At 69.8% G+C, this 20,799-nt stretch carries 17 protein-coding genes; 8 read left to right on the forward strand and 9 right to left on the reverse strand.

The genetic code is table 11. The features are described from left to right. Positions 1-708 precede the first annotated feature (708 nt). A complete protein-coding gene (locus tag BN12_RS05785) occupies positions 709-1,710 on the reverse strand; it encodes an SDR family oxidoreductase (RefSeq protein ID WP_048550822.1) in 1,002 nt (333 codons plus the stop codon). A 437-nt stretch (positions 1,711-2,147) separates the two neighbouring features. After that, positions 2,148-3,236: a LacI family DNA-binding transcriptional regulator gene (locus tag BN12_RS05790; protein ID WP_048550823.1), complete on the reverse strand. Its 1,089-nt coding sequence runs from the start codon at positions 3,234-3,236 to the stop codon at positions 2,148-2,150. Positions 3,237-3,499: 263 nt separating this feature from the next. Here BN12_RS05790 and BN12_RS05795 point away from each other — a divergent pair, with 263 nt between their 5' ends. The 6 genes from BN12_RS05795 to BN12_RS05820 are packed head-to-tail and all read left to right on the forward strand — an operon-like array spanning position 3,500 to position 9,569. Next, positions 3,500-4,495 carry an SIS domain-containing protein gene (locus tag BN12_RS05795; protein ID WP_048550824.1) on the forward strand — a complete coding sequence of 332 codons (996 nt, stop codon included), beginning with the start codon at positions 3,500-3,502 and terminating at the stop codon, positions 4,493-4,495. Beyond that, positions 4,495-5,511 carry an SIS domain-containing protein gene (locus tag BN12_RS05800; RefSeq protein ID WP_048550825.1) on the forward strand — a complete coding sequence of 339 codons (1,017 nt, stop codon included), beginning with the start codon at positions 4,495-4,497 and terminating at the stop codon, positions 5,509-5,511. Before BN12_RS05795 ends, BN12_RS05800 begins: the two co-directional genes overlap by 1 nt. 1 nt (position 5,512) lies before the next feature. Next, on the forward strand, positions 5,513-6,391 hold the full coding sequence (locus BN12_RS05805; protein ID WP_048550826.1) for a PfkB family carbohydrate kinase: 879 nt from the start codon (positions 5,513-5,515) through the stop codon (positions 6,389-6,391). Beyond that, positions 6,388-7,731, forward strand: a complete 1,344-nt coding sequence (locus BN12_RS05810) for an ABC transporter substrate-binding protein (protein ID WP_083454447.1) — start codon at positions 6,388-6,390, stop codon at positions 7,729-7,731. The genes BN12_RS05805 and BN12_RS05810 overlap by 4 nt, the downstream gene beginning before the upstream one ends. A 60-nt stretch (positions 7,732-7,791) precedes the next feature. Beyond that, positions 7,792-8,676, forward strand: coding sequence for a carbohydrate ABC transporter permease (locus BN12_RS05815; protein ID WP_048550828.1), 885 nt, complete (start codon positions 7,792-7,794; stop codon positions 8,674-8,676). After that, on the forward strand, positions 8,673-9,569 hold the full coding sequence (locus tag BN12_RS05820; protein ID WP_235432311.1) for a carbohydrate ABC transporter permease: 897 nt from the start codon (positions 8,673-8,675) through the stop codon (positions 9,567-9,569). The genes BN12_RS05815 and BN12_RS05820 overlap by 4 nt, the downstream gene beginning before the upstream one ends. A gap of 72 nt (positions 9,570-9,641) precedes the next feature. Here the strand turns inward: BN12_RS05820 and rraA are convergent, their stop codons facing one another. Both rraA and acnA read right to left on the reverse strand, forming a co-directional pair. After that, positions 9,642-10,124 (reverse strand): ribonuclease E activity regulator RraA, encoded by a 483-nt coding sequence (gene rraA, locus BN12_RS05825; protein WP_048550830.1) that lies wholly within the window; start codon positions 10,122-10,124, stop codon positions 9,642-9,644. A 13-nt stretch (positions 10,125-10,137) separates the two neighbouring features. Continuing rightward, positions 10,138-12,834, reverse strand: a complete 2,697-nt coding sequence (acnA, locus tag BN12_RS05830) for an aconitate hydratase AcnA (protein WP_048556044.1) — start codon at positions 12,832-12,834, stop codon at positions 10,138-10,140. A gap of 105 nt (positions 12,835-12,939) precedes the next feature. On the opposite strand from acnA, the gene BN12_RS05835 reads away from it, so the two are divergent. After that, positions 12,940-13,629: a GntR family transcriptional regulator gene (locus tag BN12_RS05835; RefSeq protein ID WP_048550834.1), complete on the forward strand. Its 690-nt coding sequence runs from the start codon at positions 12,940-12,942 to the stop codon at positions 13,627-13,629. A gap of 32 nt (positions 13,630-13,661) precedes the next feature. Here BN12_RS05835 and BN12_RS05840 read toward each other — a convergent pair whose 3' ends face one another. Next, positions 13,662-14,726 (reverse strand): lactonase family protein, encoded by a 1,065-nt coding sequence (locus tag BN12_RS05840; protein WP_157635373.1) that lies wholly within the window; start codon positions 14,724-14,726, stop codon positions 13,662-13,664. A 15-nt stretch (positions 14,727-14,741) separates the two neighbouring features. After that, positions 14,742-16,076 (reverse strand): MFS transporter, encoded by a 1,335-nt coding sequence (locus BN12_RS05845; RefSeq protein WP_200901160.1) that lies wholly within the window; start codon positions 16,074-16,076, stop codon positions 14,742-14,744. Positions 16,077-16,312: 236 nt separating this feature from the next. On the opposite strand from BN12_RS05845, the gene BN12_RS05850 reads away from it, so the two are divergent. Continuing rightward, on the forward strand, positions 16,313-18,379 hold the full coding sequence (locus BN12_RS05850; protein WP_048550837.1) for an MDR family MFS transporter: 2,067 nt from the start codon (positions 16,313-16,315) through the stop codon (positions 18,377-18,379). Here BN12_RS05850 and BN12_RS05855 read toward each other — a convergent pair. The 3 genes from BN12_RS05855 to BN12_RS05865 form a co-directional block, all read right to left on the reverse strand. Further along, on the reverse strand, positions 18,376-18,768 hold the full coding sequence (locus BN12_RS05855) for a DUF2200 domain-containing protein (protein ID WP_048550838.1): 393 nt from the start codon (positions 18,766-18,768) through the stop codon (positions 18,376-18,378). The genes BN12_RS05850 and BN12_RS05855 overlap by 4 nt on opposite strands. A 30-nt stretch (positions 18,769-18,798) precedes the next feature. Then, a complete protein-coding gene (locus BN12_RS05860) occupies positions 18,799-20,307 on the reverse strand; it encodes a hypothetical protein (protein ID WP_048550840.1) in 1,509 nt (502 codons plus the stop codon). Further along, the coding region (locus BN12_RS05865; RefSeq protein WP_048550843.1) for a hypothetical protein at positions 20,304-20,799 on the reverse strand (496 nt) is incomplete at its 5' end. The genes BN12_RS05860 and BN12_RS05865, both read right to left, overlap by 4 nt.

Below are 20,799 nucleotides of genomic sequence, written 5' to 3' on the forward strand. Positions count from 1 at the left end.
CCTCGACCCCAGGGAACATCGCCGGATAGAGGTATCTCGTGACGCCACACTGGAGTCTGGATACCTCGACCCCCCGGGGAACATCGCCGGATAGAGGTATCTGATGACGCCACACTGGAGTCTGGATACCTCGACCCCAGGGAACATCGCCGGATAGAGGTATCTCGTGACGCCGCACTGGAGTCTGGATACCTCGACCCCAGGGAACATCGTCGGATGGAGGTATCTGGTGACGCCGCACTGGGGTCTCGATACCTCGACCCCCGGGGAACATCGTCGGGTAGAGGTATCTGGTGACGCCGCACTGGGGTCCGGATACCTCGACCCCCCGGGGAACATCGCCGGGTAGAGGTATCTGATGACGCCGCACTGGAGTCTGGATACCTCGACCCCCGGAAACATCGCCGGATAGAGGTATCTGATGACGCTGAGGGCCGGCTGCCATGTCAACGCCGTGGACTATGCCGAGGGTGCGGGGATTACCTCGACCCGGGAGGGCGCCCGCGGGTCGGAGGTATCTGGTGACGTTGTGGTGGGGTCGGGATACCTCGACCCGGGGAGGGCACCCGCGGGTGGAGGTATCGGGTGACGTTGCGGTGGGCTCTCGATGCCTCGAACCCGAGGGGTGCCCGACGAGTCGAGGTATCTGGGGACGCCGCAGTGAGCCCGCTGCCCCATCGCCCGCACCGAATCGGACGCGCGCCAGGCTCAGGCGCGCCGGCGGCCGAGCCCCACGCCGGCGCACACCGCGGCAGTGGCAAGTGCTCCGGCGAGCACGCCGTGGTGCCGCGATGCCCACGCCTGAACCGATCGGCCGGTGGAGCGGTCGTCGAAGCGGCCGTGCATGCCGAAGTCCCGGTCGGCGTCGGCCGGAGCCCAGAGGTTCTCCGGCTGGTCGGGATCGCGCGGCTGCGCCGTCTGTTGGGAGTCGAAGGCGGTGCGGGCGAGGTAGCGGTCCAGCAGACCGGGAGCAACGGCGTTGGCCAGCAACGTGCCGACGGTGCTGCCACCGACCCAGTACTCCCGTCGACGCGGGTGCTCGGCGGCGTGGACGACGGCGCGCCCCGCGACCTCCGGCTGGTAGATCGGCGGAACGGGCTGTGCCTGGTGCGGCAGGGCGGACCGCACCCAGGAGAACTGCGGCGTGTTCACGGCCGGCATCTGGACCATCGTCACCCGCACCGGACTCCCTTCGTGGAGCAGCTCGCAGCGCAGGGCCTCGTGGAAGCCCTGGATGGCGTGCTTGGCGCCGCAATATGCCGTCTGCAAAGGGATTCCGCGGTATGCCAGGGCCGACCCCACGTGCACGATCGTCCCGCGACCCCGGGCCTTCATCCGCGGGAGGACCGCCATGGTCGCATACACGTAGCCGAGGTAGGCGACCGTGGTGACCCGTTCGTACTCCTCCGGAGTGAGCTCGTCGAAGGGCGCGAAGACCGAGGTGAAGGCGTCGTTCACCCACACGTCGACCGGACCCAGCTCCTCCTCGATGCGGGTCAGAGCCACGACGAGCTGGGCCGGGTCCGTCACGTCCGTCGGTATGCCGATGGCCATGCCCCCGGCGCGGCGCACCTCGTCGACGGCTGCCTCGAGTCCGGCGGCGCCCCGGGCCAGGAGCGCCACCCGGTGCCCCTTCCTCCCGAACTCCACCGCGGCTGCGCGGCCGATGCCGCCCGAAGCGCCGGTCACGGCGACGACCCGGGCGGTCATCGCGAGCCGTTCCTCGCTCGCACGCGGGCTCGCTTCGGAATCCCGGGGACGCGAACCGGCCGGAAGGCGGTCCTCGCCCGCGCCTGGTCTCGTTCCGGAGTCCTGGGGACACGGACCGGTCGCGACGCGATCCTCGCACCGGCAGGGGCTCGATGAATGACGAGGACCATGCCACTGCCCTACCCGCTCGACGACCCCTCAACCCTCCGACGCCGATGGCCCCACCGACCCCCGCCCGACGACCCTCAACCCTCCGACGCCGATGGCCCCACCGACCCCCGCCCGAGGACCCTCAAGCCTCCGACAGCGGTGGCCCCACTGCCCTACCCGCCCGAGGACCCTCAACCCTCCGACGCCGATGGCCCCACCGACCCCCACTCGACGACCCCTCAACCCTCCGACGCCGATGGCCCGACCCACCCCCGCCCGACGACCCCTCAACCCTCCGACAGCGGTGGCCCGACCGACTCCCGCTCGACGAGCGTCGTCTCCAGCGTCTCGTGGACCGGGCGCTGACGTGACCCGTCGATCCGGCTCAGCAGACGCTGCAAGGCTCGGGCGCCGATCTCCTGGACCGGCTGGGCGACGACGGTGAGGGGCGGCGTCACCGTCTCGGTCCACTCGGCGTCGTCGAACCCGACGACCGACACGTCGCGCGGGCACCGCAGCCCGAGCTCCCGGACGGCCTGGAGGACGCCGAGCGAGAGGATGCTGTCGAGCGGGAGGATGGCCGTCGGTGGCTCCTCCAGCGCCATCAGCTCCTTCGTCGCCGCGACGGCATCCTCGCGCCGGTAGCCGCCACCGGACACGACGTAGTCGACCCGGGGCTCGATGCCGGCCTGGAGGAGTGCGTCGCGGTAGCCCGCCGTCCGCTCCCCGCCGGTCATCCCGACGAGGTTCTCCACCCCGACGAGACCCGGCCGGTGCAGCGCCGCCTCGACGTCGGAAGCGGTCCCCGTGACGACCCCGATGCGCTCGTGGCCGGCCGCGAGGAGGTATCTCGTCGCCTCGTAGGCGGCCCGGTGGTTGTCGATGCCGACGCTGTCCGCACGGAGACCACGGATCCTCCGGTCGAGAAGCACGACCGGGGTGCCCTGCTCGATGATCCCGCGCAGGTAGGTCCGGTCCGTCCCGTCCGTCGGACAGACGATGAGGCCGTCCACACGACGCTCGACGAAGACCCGGATCGCCGCATGCTCCTTCTCGATGTCCTCGTCGGTGTTCGCGAGGATGACGTGCTGCCCGGCGGCGCGCGCGGCGTCGGCGATCCCGCGGACGGCGCTGGAGAAGAAGGCGTTCTCGATGTCGGCGAGGACGACGCCGATAGCGTTCGTGCGGCCGGTGATCATGCTCCGGGCGACGACGTTCGGCCGGTAGCCGAGGGTCTTGGCAGCCTGCGCCACCCGCTCCTTGGCGGCCGCGCTGACCGACCCGTACCCTCCGAGGGCTCGGGCCGCGGTGGCCATCGAGACCCCCGCCTCCCGAGCGACGTCGGGAATCGTGGGGATCTCGCGTCTGGCTGTCATCGGCCGGTCCTCTCCTCGTCATGGGGCCTGGATCCCCGGCAGCAACCTAGTACGGCGGCCCGCAACCTCCCTGCCTCGCCGACGCGTTCGTCCGTCGGTCGAGCCCGGCTCCCGCTTGAGACCCTGTCTCCGACCCGCTGCGAGAAACCTGACGGAAGGGTCTTGACATCGAGCCCTTCCATGTTGATAACGTTCTCTCCCATCAGCTGACAACGTTATCAATATCATCGACCCCTCAGTCGACAACACCGAGAGATGAGGACATGACCGACACCCTTCCCCTCAAGCCGATCGACGAGATCGTCGAGAAGGTGGCCGACAGCGTCGCGGAGCGCGGCGAGGTCCGCACGGCGATCAAGGACGTCGTCGACCGCGGCCTGCGCAACGTCTACTTCGTCGGAGCGGGCGGATCGCTCATCTGCAGCTACCCCGCCCACTACCTCCTCCAGCGGCTCGCCGAGGTCCCGGTCTTCCAGCTCCAGAGCGACGAGCTGAACTGCTCGCAGCCGGCCCTCATGGGCGAGGGCTCCCTCGTCGTCCTCGCGTCCTACACGGGCACGACGAAGGAGACCGTCGCGGCGGCCACGACGGCGAAGCGGACCGGCGCGACGGTCATCGCCGCGGCGAAGGAGGGCAGCCCGTTGGCCGAGGCCGCGGACATCTCCTTCCGCGGCAAGAGCGACGTCTTCGAGCTCATCGTCGCCTACGCACTTCTCGAGGCGACCGGCGCCGACATCGACGTCCCTGCCGTCGACGAGGCGTTCACGAGCCTGGAGAAGGCTCTCGTCAGCGCCGTGGAGGAGTCGGACGCCACCCTCGCCTCCATCGCCTCCGACTTCAAGGACGACGACATCACCTACGTCCTCGGTTCCGGCCCGAGCCAGGCGTGGGCCTACGGGTTCGCCATGTGCTACCTGCAGGAGATGCAGTGGAAGCACGCAGCCGGGTTCAACTCCGGAGAGTTCTTCCAGGGCGCCTTCGAGATGGTCGACGACTCCACCGCCGTCATCCTGTGGGCCGGCGAGGACGCGTCGCGGCCGATGGCCGAGCGGGCCAGGACGTTCCTCGACACGTATGCCAAGCGCGCGCGGACCGTCGACACCACCACCCTCACCCTGCCGGGGATCCCCGCCGAGGTGCGCGCCGACTTCTCCCCGATCGTCGTCGGGTCGCTGGCGTCGCGTCTGGCACACCACTACGAGTCGCAGCGGGGCCACAGCCTCGACCAGCGGCACTACATGTTCAAGGTCGAGTACTGATGCCTCAGCTCGACGCCGAGCGCCACCACCGCACCCAGTCGGGTGCGGTGGGGCTCGGCCACCGCCTCGACGAGGTCGTCGCCGACCTCGTCGAGGCAGGGCTCGACCACGTGGTCTTCGGCGGGACCGGCGGTGCGGGCATCCTCATGACGCCGGCGGCCGACCTGCTCCGCGACCGTGGACGACTCCGCGTCTCCCTGCTGCGGCCGGCCGAGATGGTCGCGGAGCTGCCTCGGTCCATCGGCGCCGGGACCGTCGTCGTCCTGCCGTCGCTGTCCGGCACGACACCGGAGTCCCTCGAGGTGACGCCGCTCGTGCAGGCGGCCGGTGCGACGGTCGTCGCGCTCGTCGGCGACGGCTCGAGCCCGCTCGCCACGATGGCGGACGTCGTCCTCGTCAACCCGGCAGCCGACGACACCTCGAGCGAGTCCTTCTACCTCCAGTCGCTGCTGTTCACCCTCGCGGTGCTCCGTCACACGGGCGACGCCACGGAGAGCGACGACTCCCTCCTCGCCGACCTCTCCCGGCTCCCCGACGGACTCCTCGCGGCCAAGCAGGCATACGAGCACCGGGCCGGCGAGGCGGCCCGCTTCCTCGCCGACGGCGGGCCGCACATCATCACGGGCGCGGGTCCGGCGTGGGCGGAGGCCTGGTACTACGGCATGTGCATCCTCGAGGAGATGCAGTGGATCCCCACGCGGCCCGTGCACGCCTCGGACTTCTTCCACGGCACGCTCGAGCTCGTCGAGCCGGGGGTCAGCGTCGTCATCCTCGCCGGCGAGGGCCCGACCCGGGCGCTGACCGACAGGGTCGAGAAGTTCGTCCGCCAGATCACCGACCGCATCCTCGTCGTCGACTCGACCGACGCCGCGCTCCCGGGCGTGTCTGCCGCCGCTCGCGGGCAGGTCTCCCCCATCGTGCTCGCCGCGCTCCTGGAGCGGGTGAGCGCCCACCTCGAGGCCCTGCGCCACCACCCCCTCACGACGCGGCGCTACTACCGCAGGATGGAGTACTGACATGGTGGGGGCGGCCCCGCGGGTGGCGACGATCGGGGACAACGTCGTCGACAGGTACGTCGAACGGGGCGTCATGTTCCCCGGGGGCAACGCCGTCAACGTCGCGGTCCACATCCGCCGGCTCGGCGTGGCGAGCACGTATGTCGGGGCGGTCGGCACCGATCACGCCGGGAGGGTCGTCCTCGACGCCCTGCGCTCCGAGAGCGTCGACACCACGGCGGTCCGGGTCGTCGAGGGTCCCAACGCCGCGGCCGAGGTCCGCGTGGTGGACGGCAACCGGGTCTTCGGGCGAGGAACGCACGGAGTCTCGGTCTTCGACCCCTCCCCGGAGGAGCTCGCCCTGCTCACGACCCACGACATCGTCCACACCGGGGAGTGCTCCGATCTCGAGCGACACCTGCCGGACCTCCAACGGGCGGCGCGGCTGTTGTCCTACGACTTCTCCGAGCGTCCCTGGGACTACGTCGAGGACCTCGCGCCGCACGTCGACCTCGCGATCCTCTCCCTCCCCCACGGCCGGCCCGACGTCGCCGCCGAGACCGCCGAGCGGGTTCGCGCCCTCGGGCCCCGGATCGTCGTCGTCACCCTCGGTGCCACGGGGGCACTGCTCCACGACGGGGAGATCCATCTCGCCCCGGCGGGAACCGGGCCCATCGTCGACACCCTCGGTGCCGGCGACGCGCTCATCGCCCGACTGCTCGTCGGGCTGTCCACGGGCGAGGCACACGAGGTGACGCTCCGGGCGGCCACCGAGTACGCCTCGGCCACCTGCGCGACCTTCGGTGCCTTCGGCCACGAGGCGCCGATCGACGGCGGGGACGTGCCCCCCGCCGTGTCCTCCTCCCCCACCACCGCCTCAGAAGGACGGGAACCACGATGAAGAGAACACCCATTATCGCCTTGGCCTGCGCGGCCGTCGGCCTCCTCGCCATCGGTGCCTGCGGCGCGCCGGGTGCCAGCTCCGCATCGTCGAGCGCGTCCGCGAACCTCGCCAGCCCGACGACGAAGACGGGCACGATCAGCATCATCACCAAGTTCGCCGACCCGCGGTACGCGCCGTACTTCGTCAACGTGGCCAAGGCATACGAGAAGGCGAACCCCGGGGTGAAGGTCGACCTGCAGCAGGTCGGCGACCAGCCCTACAAGGACAAGATCCGGGTCCTCGCGTCCTCCAAGCAGCTGCCGGACATCTACTTCTCCTGGGCCGGCGACTTCACGAACAAGTTCGTGCGTGCCGGGCTCGCCGCCGATCTCACGTCGGTCATCGGGCCCGACACCGAGTGGGGCAAGACGATGTCGCCCGCCGCCCTCAAGACCTTCCAGTACGACGGCAAGTACTACGGCGTGCCGATCGACCTCGACGCCAAGTTCATGGCCTACAACACGGCGGCCTTCGCCAAGGCGGGCCTGAGCGGTGCACCGGCGTCCTTCGAGGACCTGCTGTCGGACTGCGCGAAGCTCAAGAACGCGGACTACACGCCCATCGCCTTCGGCAACCAGTACGGCTGGCCGGCGATCCACTACATCACCCAGCTCAACGCCTACAACGTCGCGCCGGACACGCTGTCCAAGGACTACACGCCGGCGACGGGCGAGTTCACCGATCCCGGCTATGTCAAGGCGCTCACCCAGTTCCAGCAGCTCGCGCACACCTGCACGACGAAGGGCGCCAACGGCCTCTCCCACGAGTCCGCGCAGGCGACGTTCATCAACGGCAAGTCGGCCATGCACTACCTGGAGTCGGTGGAGTTCAGCGTGCTCACCAAACAGGGCGGCGCGCCCGCCTCGACGGCGAACAGCTGGTCGTTCTTCCAGCTGCCCGCACCCTCCGGTGCCGCCGGGGACGCCAAGGCGCTCACCGGTGCGCCCGACGGGTTCCTCGTGAACCCGCAGAGCAAGAACGCCGCCCTCGCCGTGGACTTCCTCAAGTTCATGACGAACCAGCAGAACGCGCAGCAGCTCGTCAAGCAGATCGGCTGGCTGAGCCCCGTCCAGGGGTCCGCGACGGAGTCCAACACCTTCCCGCAGCTGCGGCAGGCGCTCGACAAGATCAACGGTGCCAGCCAGTTCGCCGTGTGGCTCGACACGGTGACCAACGCCGACGTCGCGAACGCCTACCTGTCCGGCGCGGAGGGCCTCGTCGACGGCTCGCAGACGCCCGAGCAGGTCATGAAGGCCGTCCAGGCCACCGCGAAGAAGATCCGCAACTCCGCTGGGTGACCACCCGGTGACCCCCGCGGATGCCGTCCGCGGGGGTCACCCCTACCGAAGGAAGCCATCGTGACAACGAAGTCCCGCGCCTGGGGTGGCTGGCTGTGGATCGCCCCGGCTCTCGTGCTCCTGGCCGTGTTCGTCTACTACCCCATCCTCGACAACTTCCGGCTCAGCCTGTACTCCTGGAACGCGTTCTCCCCAGCGCATTTCGTCGGGATCGACAACTACCGGACCGCGGCCCAGGACCCCGTCTTCTGGCGGGCCCTCCGCAACAACACGACGTTCGCCATCGTGTCGCTCATCTGCCAGGTCGGGTTCTCGCTCGCGCTCGCCGCGATCCTCGAGGAGTTCGTCCACTCCAGACTGCGGGGCATCCTCCGCACGATCTACTTCATCCCGGCCGTCATCTCCATCACGGTCGCCGGGATCCTCTTCTCCTTCCTCTACAACCCCCAGATCGGCCTCGTCAACCGGGCCCTGGAGGCCGTGGGCCTCGACTCGTGGACCCACTCCTGGCTCGGTGAGCCGTCGACCGCCATGGGCAGCATCATCGCGATGAGCCAGTGGCAGTCCATCGGCTACACCGCGGTCCTCTTCGTCGTCGCCATCCAGCGGATCCCGCGTGAGTACTACGAGGCGGCGAAGGTCGACGGTGCCGGCCCCATCCGGCAGTTCTTCTCCATCACCGTGCCGATGGTGCGGGAGATGACGACCCTCATGGTCATCCTCACGATCTCCGGTGCGTTCCTCGTCTTCAACGAGGTCCAGGTCATGACCAGCGGCGGCCCCTCGAACTCCAGCCAGGTCCTCGGAACCTGGCTGTACCAGAACGCATTCCTCCAGGACAACATGGGGTATGCGTCCGCGATCGCGACGGTGATCTTCGTCATCACCTTCGTCATCGCCGTCGTCCAGCTCGTCGTCACCAGGAAGCGGAGGGTCGAGCTGTGACCACGTCCACGTCCACGCCCACCGTGCAGAGCCCCGTCCGGTCCGCCCCGCCGCCGACCTCGACCGTCCGTGTCGTCGGGCGGCGACTGCGTGGCCTCGCCGTCGCGCTGCTCCTCGCCGTCCTCGCCATCGCGGTCCTCTACCCGCTCCTGTGGATGGTCCTCAGCAGCTTCAAGGACAACCGCGAGGTCTTCGACCATCCGTGGGGCCTGCCCGGCCAGCTGCGCTGGGAGAACTTCGCCAAGGCGAGCAGCGCCGGCGTCGTCCGCTACTTCGTCAACAGCATCATCGTGACGGCCGCCTCCATCGTGACGACGGTCCTCATCAGCGCGTGGGCCGCCTTCTCCCTCACACGCCTGAAGATCAGGTTCGGCGGCTTCGCCCTCGGCGTCGTCCTCGGCGGACTGATGATCGCGCCGACCGTGGCCCTGATCCCGCTGTTCGGTCTCCTGCAGAGCCTGCACATCTACGACACCTACTGGGCGCTCATCGTCCTCTACACGGCATTCCGGATCCCGTTCACGACGTTCCTCATCCGGGCCTACATGATCGACCTGCCCCGGGAGGTCGACGAGGCGGCGATCCTCGACGGCTGCTCGAAGAGCCAGGCCTTCTGGCAGGTCATCCTGCCCATGTGCCGCCCGATCCTCGTCTCGAGCGCCCTGCTGCACGCCCTGTTCGCCTGGAACGAGTTCGCCTTCGCCCTCGTCTTCCTCAACAACCCCAACCTGAAGACGCTGCCGGTCGGGCTCATGGACATGCAGAGCCGGCTGCTCACCGACTGGCCCGTCCAGTTCGCCGGGCTCACGATGGCCGCCCTGCCGATGGTCGTCCTCTTCCTCATCGGCCAGCGTCAGTTCCTCCGGGGCCTCACCGAGGGCATGGGCAAGTGAGGCGCCGGCTCTGCCGGCTCTTGACTCCCTCCTGTCGTGGCAACCCATCGTCCGAGACAGGAGTGGGCCGGTTCAGGCCGAGAGCACGACGACGCCGTCCTCGTCGCTGACCAGCACCGCGCCGGGTGTGAAGGTGGCGCCGCCGAAGGTGAGGATGACATCGCGTTCTCCAAGGCCGTCCTTCCGGCTGCGTCGTGGGTTGGAGCCGAGTGCCTTGATGCCGATGGGAAGTTCGCGCAGGGCGGCGACATCGCGGACCGCGCCGTTGATGATGATTCCGGCCCAGCCGTTGGCTTGGGCGGTGGCGGCCATGCGGTCGCCGAGCATCGCGACACGGGTGGAGCCGTTGGTGTCGACGACGATGACCCCGCCGTGCCCCTGTTGGGCGACGATGTCCTTCAGTCCCAGGTTGTCTTCGTGGGCGCGGAACGTGGTGATGGGACCGCGGAACTGGGTGTGGCCGCCGTACTGGCGTAGGGGCAGGTCGCAGCTTTCGAGCGTCTCGCCGTGCTGGTCGTACAGGTCGGAGGTGCCGATGAAGAGGTCAGTACTCATTGAGGTGCTCCGTTCAGTGGAGTTCGTTGGTGGCTGTGACGGCACTGTCTGATTCGGCTTCGGGGTCGGGCAGGATGTCGTGAAGGATGTAGGGAAGGAGGCCGCCGCAGCGGTAGTAGGCAAGCTCGCGGCCGGTGTCGAGCCGGACGAGGGCGGTGAAGGTGGTGGTGTGCCCGTCTGTATGCCGTGCGGTCACCTGGACGGTGCGTGGGGTGGTGTCGCGGCCGCGCAGGCCGGTGATGTCGATCTCCTCGGTGCCGTCCAGACCGAGGCTGGTGGCACTCTGCCCTGGCGTGAACTGCAGGGGCAGGACGCCCATCCCGACGAGGTTGGAGCGGTGGATGCGCTCGAAGGACTCGGCGATGACGGCGCGAACGCCCAGCAGCGCGGTGACCTTGGCGGCCCAGTCGCGTGAGGACCCGGTGCCGTATTCCTTGCCGCCCAGCACGACGAGCGGTGTCGCGGTGTCCCGGTAGCGGTCGGCGACCGCGTGGATCTCATCGATGGACGGATCGGCCTGGTTGAGGTCGAGGGTGTATCCGCCCGGGCGGTCGGCAAGCTTGTTGGAGAGGCGGAGGTTGGCGAATCCCCCGAGCCTCATCACCTGCCAGTTCCCGCGGCGTGACGCGTAGCTGTTGAGGTCACGCCGGGAGACGCCCTTTCCGAGGAGGTAGCGGCCGGCGGCGCTGTCGCTGGGGATACGCCCGGCCGGGCAGATGTGATCGGTGGTGACCGAGTCCCCGAGGTAGGCCAGGACGCGGCCGCCGGTGATGTCCCCCAGGACGGCGCCGGGACCGGCTTCTCCGGCGGGCCGGACGGTGTCGGGGAGATCCAGGAAGGGCGGTCGTTGCAGGTAGGTGGACTCGGTGTCCCAGGTGAACCGGGGTCCGCCGGGCGCGGCGAGGTCCTGCCAGTTGTCGTCGCCGTCGAAGATCGTGGAGTACACCTGCGTGTACATCGCGGGCTCCACGGCGCCGGCGATGACACGGTCGATCTCGGCCTCGTCGGGCCACAGGTCCGCCAGGAAGACGGGGGTGCCGTCGGGATCGGTTCCCAGTGGTTGGGTGGTCAGGTCGAGTTCGAGGGTTCCGGTCAGGGCATAGGCGACGACCAGGGGCGGCGAGGCGAGGTAGTTGAGTGCGACCTCGTTGTTGATGCGGCCGTCGAAGTTGCGATTTCCCGAGAGCACGGCCGCGACGACGAGCCCGTTGTCGGCGACCTGGCGGGTGACCTGAGGGAGCAGCGAGCCGGAGTTCCCGATGCAGGTCATGCAGCCGTAGCCGACGAGCCCGAACCCCAGCTTGTCCAGGTAGGACAGCAGGCCGGCGCGTTCGAGGTAGTCGGTCACCACGCGTGAGCCCGGGGCCAGGCTGGTCTTCACCCAGGGCATGCGGTTCAGTCCCCGCTCGACGGCCTTCTTCGCGACGAGGCCGGCGGCGATCATCACCGCGGGGTTGGAGGTGTTGGTGCACGAGGTGATGGCGGCGATGGCGACGGCGCCATGCCGGGGTCCTACAGCCGCCCGGCTGGCAGCATCCGCGTCCTGCAGGGGTGTGGGGGAAGGCGTGGCCGCATCCAGCTCGGACAGGGCGGTGCGCAGTGACGTGGGTGCTTCTGCCAGCTCGACACGGTCCTGTGGGCGGCGTGGGCCGGCCAGGCTGGGACCGATGGTGTCCAGGTCGACGGTGACGGTTCGATCGAACCGGGGCCGCTGGTCCGGGTCGTGCCAGAGTCCCTGTTCGCGGGCATACGCCTCGACCACCTGGACGTGGTGTTCCGGGCGGCCGGTCAGGCGCAGGTAGTCCAGCGTGAGCGTGTCGATGGGGAACATCGCGGCGGTCGACCCGAACTCGGGACTCATGTTGGCGATCGTGCAGCGGGTCGCGATGCTGGTCGCGGCGACTCCGGGACCGAAGAACTCCACGATCTGGCCGACCACGCCCAGATGTCGCATCTGCTCGGTGATGGTGAGGACCAGGTCGGTGGCCGTCACCCCCGGCCGGAGCCGGCCGACGAGCTCGACGCCGACGACCGCGGGGATGAGCATGGATATGGGCTGGCCGAGCATCGCTGCCTCGGCCTCGATACCGCCCACTCCCCAGGCCAGGACCGACAGGCCGTTGACCATCGTGGTGTGGGAGTCGGTCCCGGCGACAGTGTCGGGGAAGGCGTGCCCGTTGCGGACCGTGACGACATCAGCGAGGTACTCCACGTTGATCTGGTGCATGATGCCGGCACCGGGCGGGATGACGTGCAGACCACTGAATGCCTGCTGCCCCCACTTCAGGAATCGGTAGCGCTCGGCATTGCGCTCGTACTCCCGCTTCACGTTGAGGGCAGGTGCGTCGGGGCGGGCGAAGGAGTCGGTGGAGACCGAGTGGTCGACCGTCAACTGGGCCGGGATGACGGGGTTGAGCAGGGTCGGGTCCAGCCCTCGCTCGGCGGCGGCGTCACGCATCGCTGCCAGGTCGGTCAGGACGGGTACCCCGTTCGTGTCGTGCAGGAAGGCGCGGGTCGGGTGGAACGCGATGGCGTGGGGGCGGCGGGCCGGGTCCAGCAGCGCCTCGATGTCGCCGACGGTGACCACGTCGCCGTCCTCGTTGTGCAGCAGGTTCTCCAGCATGACCTTGTGGCTGAAGGGCAGATCTGCCGCCCCGGGCACAGCGCCGACCCCGTGGATGGCCACCGTGCCCTCAGGGGTGTCGAGCATGCGCTTGCTGTGGAACGAGTCGAGCACTATTCCTCCGCAGTCCTATAGCCTACACGTTGTAGGATGATGGGTGGTTCGGTTCCGAAGTGGTGGAAAGGTGGGGCCATGGCGGCTGCTCCGGTGTTCAGCAAGAGCGAGTATGCCTACGAGGAGATCCGGAAGAGGATCCTCACCGACGCGCTGCCGGGCGGGTCGACGATCAGCCAGGAACACATCGCGGTGGAGCTGGGAGTGTCCACGACGCCGGTGCGTGAGGCGTTGAAGCGGCTGGCAGCCGAAGGGCTGGTCGTGTTGGAGACCCATCGGGACGCCCGGGTCACCGAGCTCACTGCGCAGGAAGCGACCCATCTGTACGAGGTGCGACAGAACCTCGACCCGTTGGCGGCCTCCCTTGCCGCGACCCGCCGTACCGAGGCGGACGTGCGAGCCGTTCGGGAGACCCTGTCCCGGTTGGCCCCCCTGTCGGGAACCCCGGATCTGGCGTCGCTGTCCGCACACCGCGACTTCCACCGGGCGGTGTATCGCGCCTCGCACAATCCGCTCCTCGTCGGCGTGCTGGAGGGCCTGTGGGACAAGGCGGACAGGTACCGTCACGTGGGTCTGCGGGCTCACCACGACTCCCGCGCGGATGTGGCGCGAGTCCGCCGGGAGCACAAGGCGCTGGCCGAGGCCATCATCGCCGGCGATGCGGACCTGGCCGAGCAGGTGATGCGTGAGCACATCGTCGGCAGCCTGGGCCGGCGCGCCATCGCCGCGCTCGCTGACGGGCCGGACCCTGCCAGCGCCTCGGCGTAGGACCCCCGCTATCGACGACGTCTGGTCCATGGTCAGGCCTCCATCCAGGCCAGGCAGGTGGGCGAGCCGGTGGTGACGGTCGTGTCGGGGACCAGCCGTCCACCGGATGCCGTGTGCAGCCGCACGACGGTGTCGGATCGTTCATTGGCGACCCACACGACGGTGGAGCGCTCGGTTCCCTCGACCAGGAAGTGCCGGGGCCGTATGCCATGGGTCGAGTGCCACGTCGGTGAGCCGGGCAGACCCGTGGCGGCGTCTATGGACAGCTCGACGATGGTGTCGGCGTCGGGGCCGCCTGGCGTGTCGTCTCCGGCTCCGCTGCGGTTGCTCGCCAGCAGCCGCCCTCGGCCCGGGGACCACGCCAGCTCCGCGGCACGCCACTGCCCGACGTCCGCGTCCGGCGGCAGCGTGGGCACCCGGGACAGCAGTCCCAGCCGCGCTCGGGCCCCCGGATCCCACCAGTAGGTGGAGATCGTCGAGCTCAGTTCGTCGAGCACGTGCAGCAGGCCGCGGGTGCCGTCCAGTAGTGCATGCCGGGGCCCGGCGCCCGCCGGGGTGGGGCACGAGTCGAGCAGTCGCAGCGCTCCATCACCGGCGAGGGCGACGACATGGATCGCGTCGGCGCGCTTGTCAGGCACCAGCGCCAGCTCGCTGACGGCATCGACGAGGACCTGATGCGGCCCATCCAGCCCGTCCAGGACGCTCGTCGGATCGGCCAGGAGCCCGTCCGGCCCCACCGGCAGACTGGCCACCGAGCCGCTGGAGTGGTTGGCCACCAGGACCCCGGCCCGGCCGGGACCCCACGCCAAATGGGCCGGGTTGCGCCCCTCGCAGGACCGGGTGACACCCTCGGTGACCTCGCCGCCGGGTCCTATGCGGTACGAACTCACCTCATGGCCGTCGCCGTGCACGGCGTGCACAATGCGATAGCGAGGGTCCGCCACCACGAAGGACGGATTCACCGTCGTGACGTGACCGACCCGACGGACGCGGCCTCCCCCGTCGAGGACGAAGGTCGCCAACCCCGAACCGTGGGCGTCTCGCTCCACCGTGGTGCGACACCCAACCACCAGGACCCGCTCCATCGCGGATGGCATCGACAATCTCCCCTCTCACGCCGTGCCGGCGGTCGCGCTGTCGTCGCCGGCCTGGTCCAGCGTCCGCAGCGGCGCCGCTGGCGCGTCGGCGGGGGCGTCGGTCGCGGGTATGGTGGGCTCGCGCAGCCGCAATGCTGCCATCATCACTGCGGCGATGACCAGCAGGCCGGCGAGGATGAACAGGGCCATGGAGGCGCTGCCGGTGCGGTCCTTGACCAGACCCAGCCCGTATGGTCCGACGAAGCCGCCGAGGTTGCCGATGGAGTTGATCGCCGCCACGGCCGTCGCTGCGGTGCCGGTGCTAAGAAAGAGTCCGGGAACCGACCAGAAGGGCGCCTTGAAGCTGTACAGGCCAGCCAGGGCGACACTGACGGCGACCACCGCCGGGCCCGGACTGTGCGTCAGCGCGCTGAGGGTCATCCCGACTGCGCCGACGGCCAGAGGGAACCAGGAGTGGAACTTGCGCTCGACAGCCTTGTCCGAGTGGCGTGACCAGGCCACCATGGCGATCGTGGCAACGATGTACGGAATCGTGCCGATGAGCCCGATCTGGGTGTTGGACAGGTTGTCCGACATGCCCTTGAGGATCTGGGGGAGCCAGTACCCGACGCCGAGGCTGCCTACCTGGTAGACGAAGTAGATGGCGCCGAGGTAGAGGACCTTGGTGTTTCGTAGCGTCCTCCACACGCTCAGGTGCACCACATGCGGCCGGGCCTGAGCCTCGCGATGCAGCTCACCCTCCAGCCACGTCCGCTCCGCATCGCTCAGCCAGGAGGCGTCGCTGGGTCGCTCAGTCAGGAGGAAATAGCAGGCGACGCCGAGCAGAACGGCCGGCAGGCCCTCGAAGACGAACATCCAGCGCCATCCGTCGATGCCGAACAGGTGGACGTGGTCGATGATCGCGGTGCTCAGCGGTGCGGCGATGATGTACGAAACCGGGATCGAGGCCGTGAACAGCGCGATCGTGGTAGCCAGTTCCTTGGTCCGGAACCAACGACCCAGATACAGGATGATCCCCGGGAAGAAGCCGGCCTCGGCCACACCCAGCAGGAACCGGATCGTCAGCAGCTGCCATGCGTTCTGGACGAAACCCATCAGGACCGACAGCAGGCCCCAGGTGAGCAGGATCCGCGCGATCCATACGCGCGCACCGAAACGTGTCAGCGCGATGTTGCTAGGCACCTCGCACAAGAAGTAGCCGATGAAGAACAGGCCCGCGGCGAGCCCGAACAGTTGGCTGGTCAGGCCTAGGGCCTTGTTCATCTCCAGGGCGGCGTAGCCGATGTTCGCCCGGTCGATGTAGTTGACGATGTACAGGACGAACACGAACGGAATGATCCGTCGGGTCACCTTTCGAACGGTCTGTCGCTCGAACGCTAGGGTCACCATTGATCCACCTTCCATAGCCTATAGGCTGCATACTATACGGTGATCACTCTCGAGGGAAGCCCGGAATCAGAGCTGAGTCGGTCGCAGACTTGGCGGAGACGCCCGGCGACGAGGGGACAGAGCCGCGCGCCGGCCCGGCCCTGCGCTCATCGTGGTCACCGGTTGACGCCAGCGGCGTGTGTCACCACTGTGGTCCCATGACCGCCTCCAGCGCCGTCGCCGAACGGCCCGCTCCCGACGACCTGCCGGGCGACGATCTCGGATCGGCGCGCAAGAACCTCGTCTTCGTCACCGTCCTGCTCGGGATGCTCCTGTCCGCGCTGGACCAGACGATCGTCTCGACGGCCCTCCCGACGATCGTCGGGGACCTCGGCGGCGCGGGGCACATGAGCTGGGTCGTCACGGCATACCTCCTCGCGGAGACCGTCTCGACGGTCCTCGCCGGCAAGTTCGGCGACATGTTCGGCCGGAAGATCGTCTTCCAGGTGAGCGTCGCCGTCTTCATCGTCGGCTCCTTCCTCTGCGGGCTCTCGGGCGGCATGACGTGGCTCATCGCGAGCCGTGCCTTCCAGGGCATCGGCGGCGGCGGGCTCGTCGTCACGGCGACGGCGCTCATCGGCGAGGTCATCCCGCTCCGCGAGCGCGGCAAGTACCAGGGCGCCCTCGGGGCCGTCTTCGGCGTGACGACCGTCATCGGGCCGCTGCTCGGCGGGCTCTTCACCGACCACCTGTCGTGGCGCTGGGCGTTCTACGTCAACGTTCCCGTCGCCCTGGTCGTCATCGTCATGGCGGCGAGCACGATCCCCCGCCTGACGGTCCGGGTGCGCGTTCCCGTCGACTATCTCGGGATCCTCTTCGTCGGGCTCGGCGCGACTGGGCTGACCCTCGCCACGACGTGGGGCGGCAGCCAGTACCCGTGGGGTTCGGCGACCATCATCGGGCTCTTCGTCGCCTCCGCCGTCGCCCTCGGCGTCTTCGTCATCGTCGAGTCGCGCGCCGAGGCGCCGATCCTGCCGCTCCACCTGTTCCGCAGCCGCGTCTTCGCCATCGCCTCGATCCTCTCCTTCATCGTCGGCTTCGCGATGATGGGGTCGATCACCTTCCTGCCGGCATTCCTCCAGTTCGTCTCGGGAACCTCGGCCACCGAGTCCGGGCTGCGGATGCTGCCCATGGTCATCGGGCTGCTCGTCACGTCGGTGTTCGCCGGGTCGGTCGTCGGCCGGACCGGGCGCTATCGCATCTTCCCCATCGCCGGGTCGATCGTCACCGGCCTCGGCCTCTACCTCTTCTCCCGGATGGGGGCGGACACGCCGTACTGGCGCGAGGCGCTGTTCATGCTCGTCCTCGGCGCGGGCATCGGGCTCATGATGCAGGTGCTCACCCTCGTCGTCCAGAACACCGTCCGGTTCGAGGATCTCGGGTCGGCCACCTCCGGCGTCTCGTTCTTCCGGACCCTCGGCAGCTCCTTCGGCGCGTCGGTCTTCGGCACCGTCTACGCCAACCAGCTCGCCTCCCGGCTGCCCGCCGCCATCCGCTCCGCCGGCCTCACCGACCCGTCCGCGGCGTCGGAACCCCTTGCCCTGCACCGGCTTCCGGCCAGCCAGCAGGCCCCGATCATCGAAGCGTATGCCGAGTCCCTCCAGCGGGTCTTCCTGTATGCCGTGCCCGTCGCCGTCCTCGCGCTCCTCATCGCGCTCGTCATGCCCCAGGTGGCGATGCGCGACGTCCGGGCCTCGTCCTCGGGTGGCGCACAGGGCGGGTTCGCCATGCCCCAGCCCTCGGGAGAGGAGGACCAGCTCGAGGACCTCGTCGCGTCGGTGCTGCGCCGGGGCGGACGGGACGTCGCCGAGCGGATCCTCGAGACCGCCGGGGTCGCCCTGTCCCGCGCCCAGCTGTGGGGACTGCGGCAGCTCATCGTCCGCGGGTGGCTGCTCGGCCACACGGTGCGCCAGGGTGACATCGAGGCGTGGGTCGGGCTGCCGGAGGGCGTGCTGACCAGCTACTTCGACGATCTCGCGCGCGACGGCATCGTCCGCCGCGACGGCGACACCCTCGTCCTCGGCCCCGTCGGCGAGGACGGTGCCCGCGCCATCATCGAGGCCTGGCGCGACTACCTGCGCGCCGGCCTGCGGGAGTGGCTGCCGGCGGAGCAGGTCGAGACGCCGGAGACGGACGCCGTGATGCGCCACGTCGTCGCGCGTCTCGTCCGCGAGGTCACCGCCCCGGGCCGACACAGCGCCGAGGCCGCCACCGCTCGACGCTAGGCCGGTCGCGTCGGGGCCGAGCGCCGGGCGCCGGAGTCGTCGCCCCGCAGGATCGAGGTCATCCGCCTGCCCTTGGCCACCTCGTCGACGAGCTTGTCCATGGCGCGGATCCTGCGCATGAGCGGGTCCTCGATCTCCTCGACGCGGTGACCGCAGATGACCCCCGTGATCAGGGAGGCGTTCGGGTGGTACCGCGGAGCCTCCGCGAAGAAGGTCTCCAGGTCGACCTCGTCGGCGATCGCCTTCTCGAGGCCGACGGCGTCGTAGCCGGTGAGCCAGCAGATGACCTGGTCCACCTCGTCCTTGCCGCGTCCCTTCCGCTCCGCCTTCCTCACGTAGAGCGGATAGACGCTCGCGAAGCTCGTCGCGAAGATCCGGTGAGGTGTCATGTCCTGTCTCCCTCCGTGGTCGCCGTTCGCTCAGGTCGGTGGCACCTGCTCGAGGGTGTCGAAGCGCAGCCGCAGCCCGGGTGGGGTGAGGAGGGGCTGACGTCGTCGCTGGGTCCACAGCACCGGCTGCCCGTCGGTGCCGCGCGCGAGCATCGCGCGCCGCTCCAGCCGCAGGCCGTCCTGGGGGATGGCAGCCGGCTCGATCTGGTGCACGGGGTGCACGCCCCCGGACGCCGGGTCGTGGAGGAGGTCGCTGACCGGTGGCGGCAGCAGCACCGCGGTCGGCCCGGAGAGGTCGGCGGCCCGGCCCTGCACGAACCGGCGCCGACCGGCGATCTCCTGCACGACATACGGATGCCAGTAGCGCGGCACGCGCGTCGAGGCGCGGTACGCGGAGCCGGCGCGGCCGCTCGCGTCGAGGCGGGCGGGCGGCTCGGGGTCGGGGTCGGGATCGGTGGCGACGGACCGCCCGCCGAGGCGACGCTCGACGGCCCAGACGAGGTTGGCGTCCTCGTCGATCCCGATGGTCACCTCGTCGAGGACGGGTCCGGCGAGCGGTGTCGCGGCCGTGGCCCACAGCACGAGCGAGCGGTGGTCCAGCCCGGCGGTGGCGAAGAGGCTCCAGTCGGTCGGCGGCTCCACGACCCACTCGTCGCCGAAGGAGTCGGTGACGACCACCTCGTCGAGCGTCACGACCGACCCCGGTGCGGCCTCGACGGGGAAGGTGAACCAGTCGTCGGAGTGGCTCGTGACGAGGTCGATGAGCAGCAGGGTGGCGAAGTGCGACCGGTCCGGAGGGTACCCGCCGAGGTCGACCTGCGCGTCCTCGATCTGCCACCATCGCGGGTTCGGCGCCCCGGGGTACTCCAGGCGTGCCGGGTAGACGCTCACCGGGTCGACGGGTGTCGTGGCGTCGCCCAGGGGCCCGGTCGCGTCGACCGAGTGCCAGTCGAGGTCGCCCCCGTCGTGCCGGCTCAGGGTCATCGTCGTGTCCGCGGCGGAGAACTCGGTGGTGTATGCGAACTCGGCAGGGTCCCACAGGTCCGCCGGCTCCGCCGGTGGTGGGGCCGGGCCGAACCACTCGACCTGGAGGTGGAGCGCCGCGCGCTGCTGCCAGAGCAGCCGGCCGTCGGGACCGGTGCCGTCGAGGACGTCGTAGGGGACGGGCAGCCCCGCGAGGCGCAGGGCGGGATCGTCGGGCACGGGGAACCCGGCGGCCTGCGCCGCCCGGGCGACGGCCCGACCCACCCGGACCCGCCGGCCTGGAGTCCAGGAGTCCCCCGGCTCGGACTCGACGACCGCCTCGGCCGGGACGCTCCGGGGATCCAGGTCGGGCTGTCCGTGGATCGGCTCGATGGGCGTCTGCCGGGCCCGGTAGCGGACGCCGGTCGGCGACGAGGCGTCCTCCCCCTGCAGCTCGCCCAGCTGCCACTGGCGCCCGAGGAACCACACCGGGTCGGCGGTCTCGGCCCGGAAGCCCCGTGCCAGGTCGCTGAGCCGAGGGTCCGCCTCGAGCCGGTCGACGATGTCGACGATCATCCGATCCTCCCGTCCGCCCGTGTCGGGCCGAGGAAGATGCCCGCCGACCCGGTCACGGGCAGGAGGGCGGTGGGCAGCCACGCCGCGAACTGCTCGGGCAGGTCGCGCGGCCGCGCCATCCTGGCCTGGGCCAGGTCCCGGGTCTCGGCGACGACGTCGAGGAGCGTCTCGTCCGTCAGTCCCTCGTCGAGGTCGGGCGGCACCGCGAGCAGGATGGCCTGCGGCGGCCGGGATCCGGGCGCGTCGAAGCCGAACGCCGCACCCGTGCGCTGCTCGGTCTCGGGGACCACCTCGGTGAACCTGTCGAGGACGGTGACGGCCGCGGGCCCCGAGCCGGGCGCGACACCGGGGGCGCACATCGCGACGAGCAGCCGTCGCCCGTCCTCGGGGTCGAGCTGCCACACGTCGGCCGGCTTGCTGGCGAACGGCGTGAACGCCGCATCCGCGTCGGTCGTCAGCCGGTCGACGTCGAGGACCGCGAGGGGCTCGCGG

The sequence above is a fragment of the Nostocoides japonicum T1-X7 genome, from assembly GCF_001046855.1.
Lineage (GTDB): Bacteria > Actinomycetota > Actinomycetes > Actinomycetales > Dermatophilaceae > Nostocoides > Nostocoides japonicum.

What these genes read in the sequence shown, in the direction of transcription:
- BN12_RS05855 (WP_048550838.1), bottom strand. Translation starts at nt 18,768, where the DNA reads ATGACACCTCACCGGATCTTCGCGACGAGCTTCGCGAGCGTCTATCCG.
- BN12_RS05840 (WP_157635373.1), bottom strand. Translation starts at nt 14,726, where the DNA reads ATGCCATCCGCGATGGAGCGGGTCCTGGTGGTTGGGTGTCGCACCACG.
- rraA (WP_048550830.1), bottom strand. Translation starts at nt 10,124, where the DNA reads ATGAGTACTGACCTCTTCATCGGCACCTCCGACCTGTACGACCAGCAC.
- BN12_RS05795 (WP_048550824.1), top strand. Translation starts at nt 3,500, where the DNA reads ATGACCGACACCCTTCCCCTCAAGCCGATCGACGAGATCGTCGAGAAG.
- BN12_RS05810 (WP_083454447.1), top strand. Translation starts at nt 6,388, where the DNA reads ATGAAGAGAACACCCATTATCGCCTTGGCCTGCGCGGCCGTCGGCCTC.
- BN12_RS05850 (WP_048550837.1), top strand. Translation starts at nt 16,313, where the DNA reads ATGACCGCCTCCAGCGCCGTCGCCGAACGGCCCGCTCCCGACGACCTG.
- acnA (WP_048556044.1), bottom strand. Translation starts at nt 12,834, where the DNA reads ATGCTCGACACCCCTGAGGGCACGGTGGCCATCCACGGGGTCGGCGCT.
- BN12_RS05800 (WP_048550825.1), top strand. Translation starts at nt 4,495, where the DNA reads ATGCCTCAGCTCGACGCCGAGCGCCACCACCGCACCCAGTCGGGTGCG.
- BN12_RS05860 (WP_048550840.1), bottom strand. Translation starts at nt 20,307, where the DNA reads ATGATCGTCGACATCGTCGACCGGCTCGAGGCGGACCCTCGGCTCAGC.
- BN12_RS05805 (WP_048550826.1), top strand. Translation starts at nt 5,513, where the DNA reads ATGGTGGGGGCGGCCCCGCGGGTGGCGACGATCGGGGACAACGTCGTC.
- BN12_RS05790 (WP_048550823.1), bottom strand. Translation starts at nt 3,236, where the DNA reads ATGACAGCCAGACGCGAGATCCCCACGATTCCCGACGTCGCTCGGGAG.
- BN12_RS05785 (WP_048550822.1), bottom strand. Translation starts at nt 1,710, where the DNA reads ATGACCGCCCGGGTCGTCGCCGTGACCGGCGCTTCGGGCGGCATCGGC.
- BN12_RS05835 (WP_048550834.1), top strand. Translation starts at nt 12,940, where the DNA reads ATGGCGGCTGCTCCGGTGTTCAGCAAGAGCGAGTATGCCTACGAGGAG.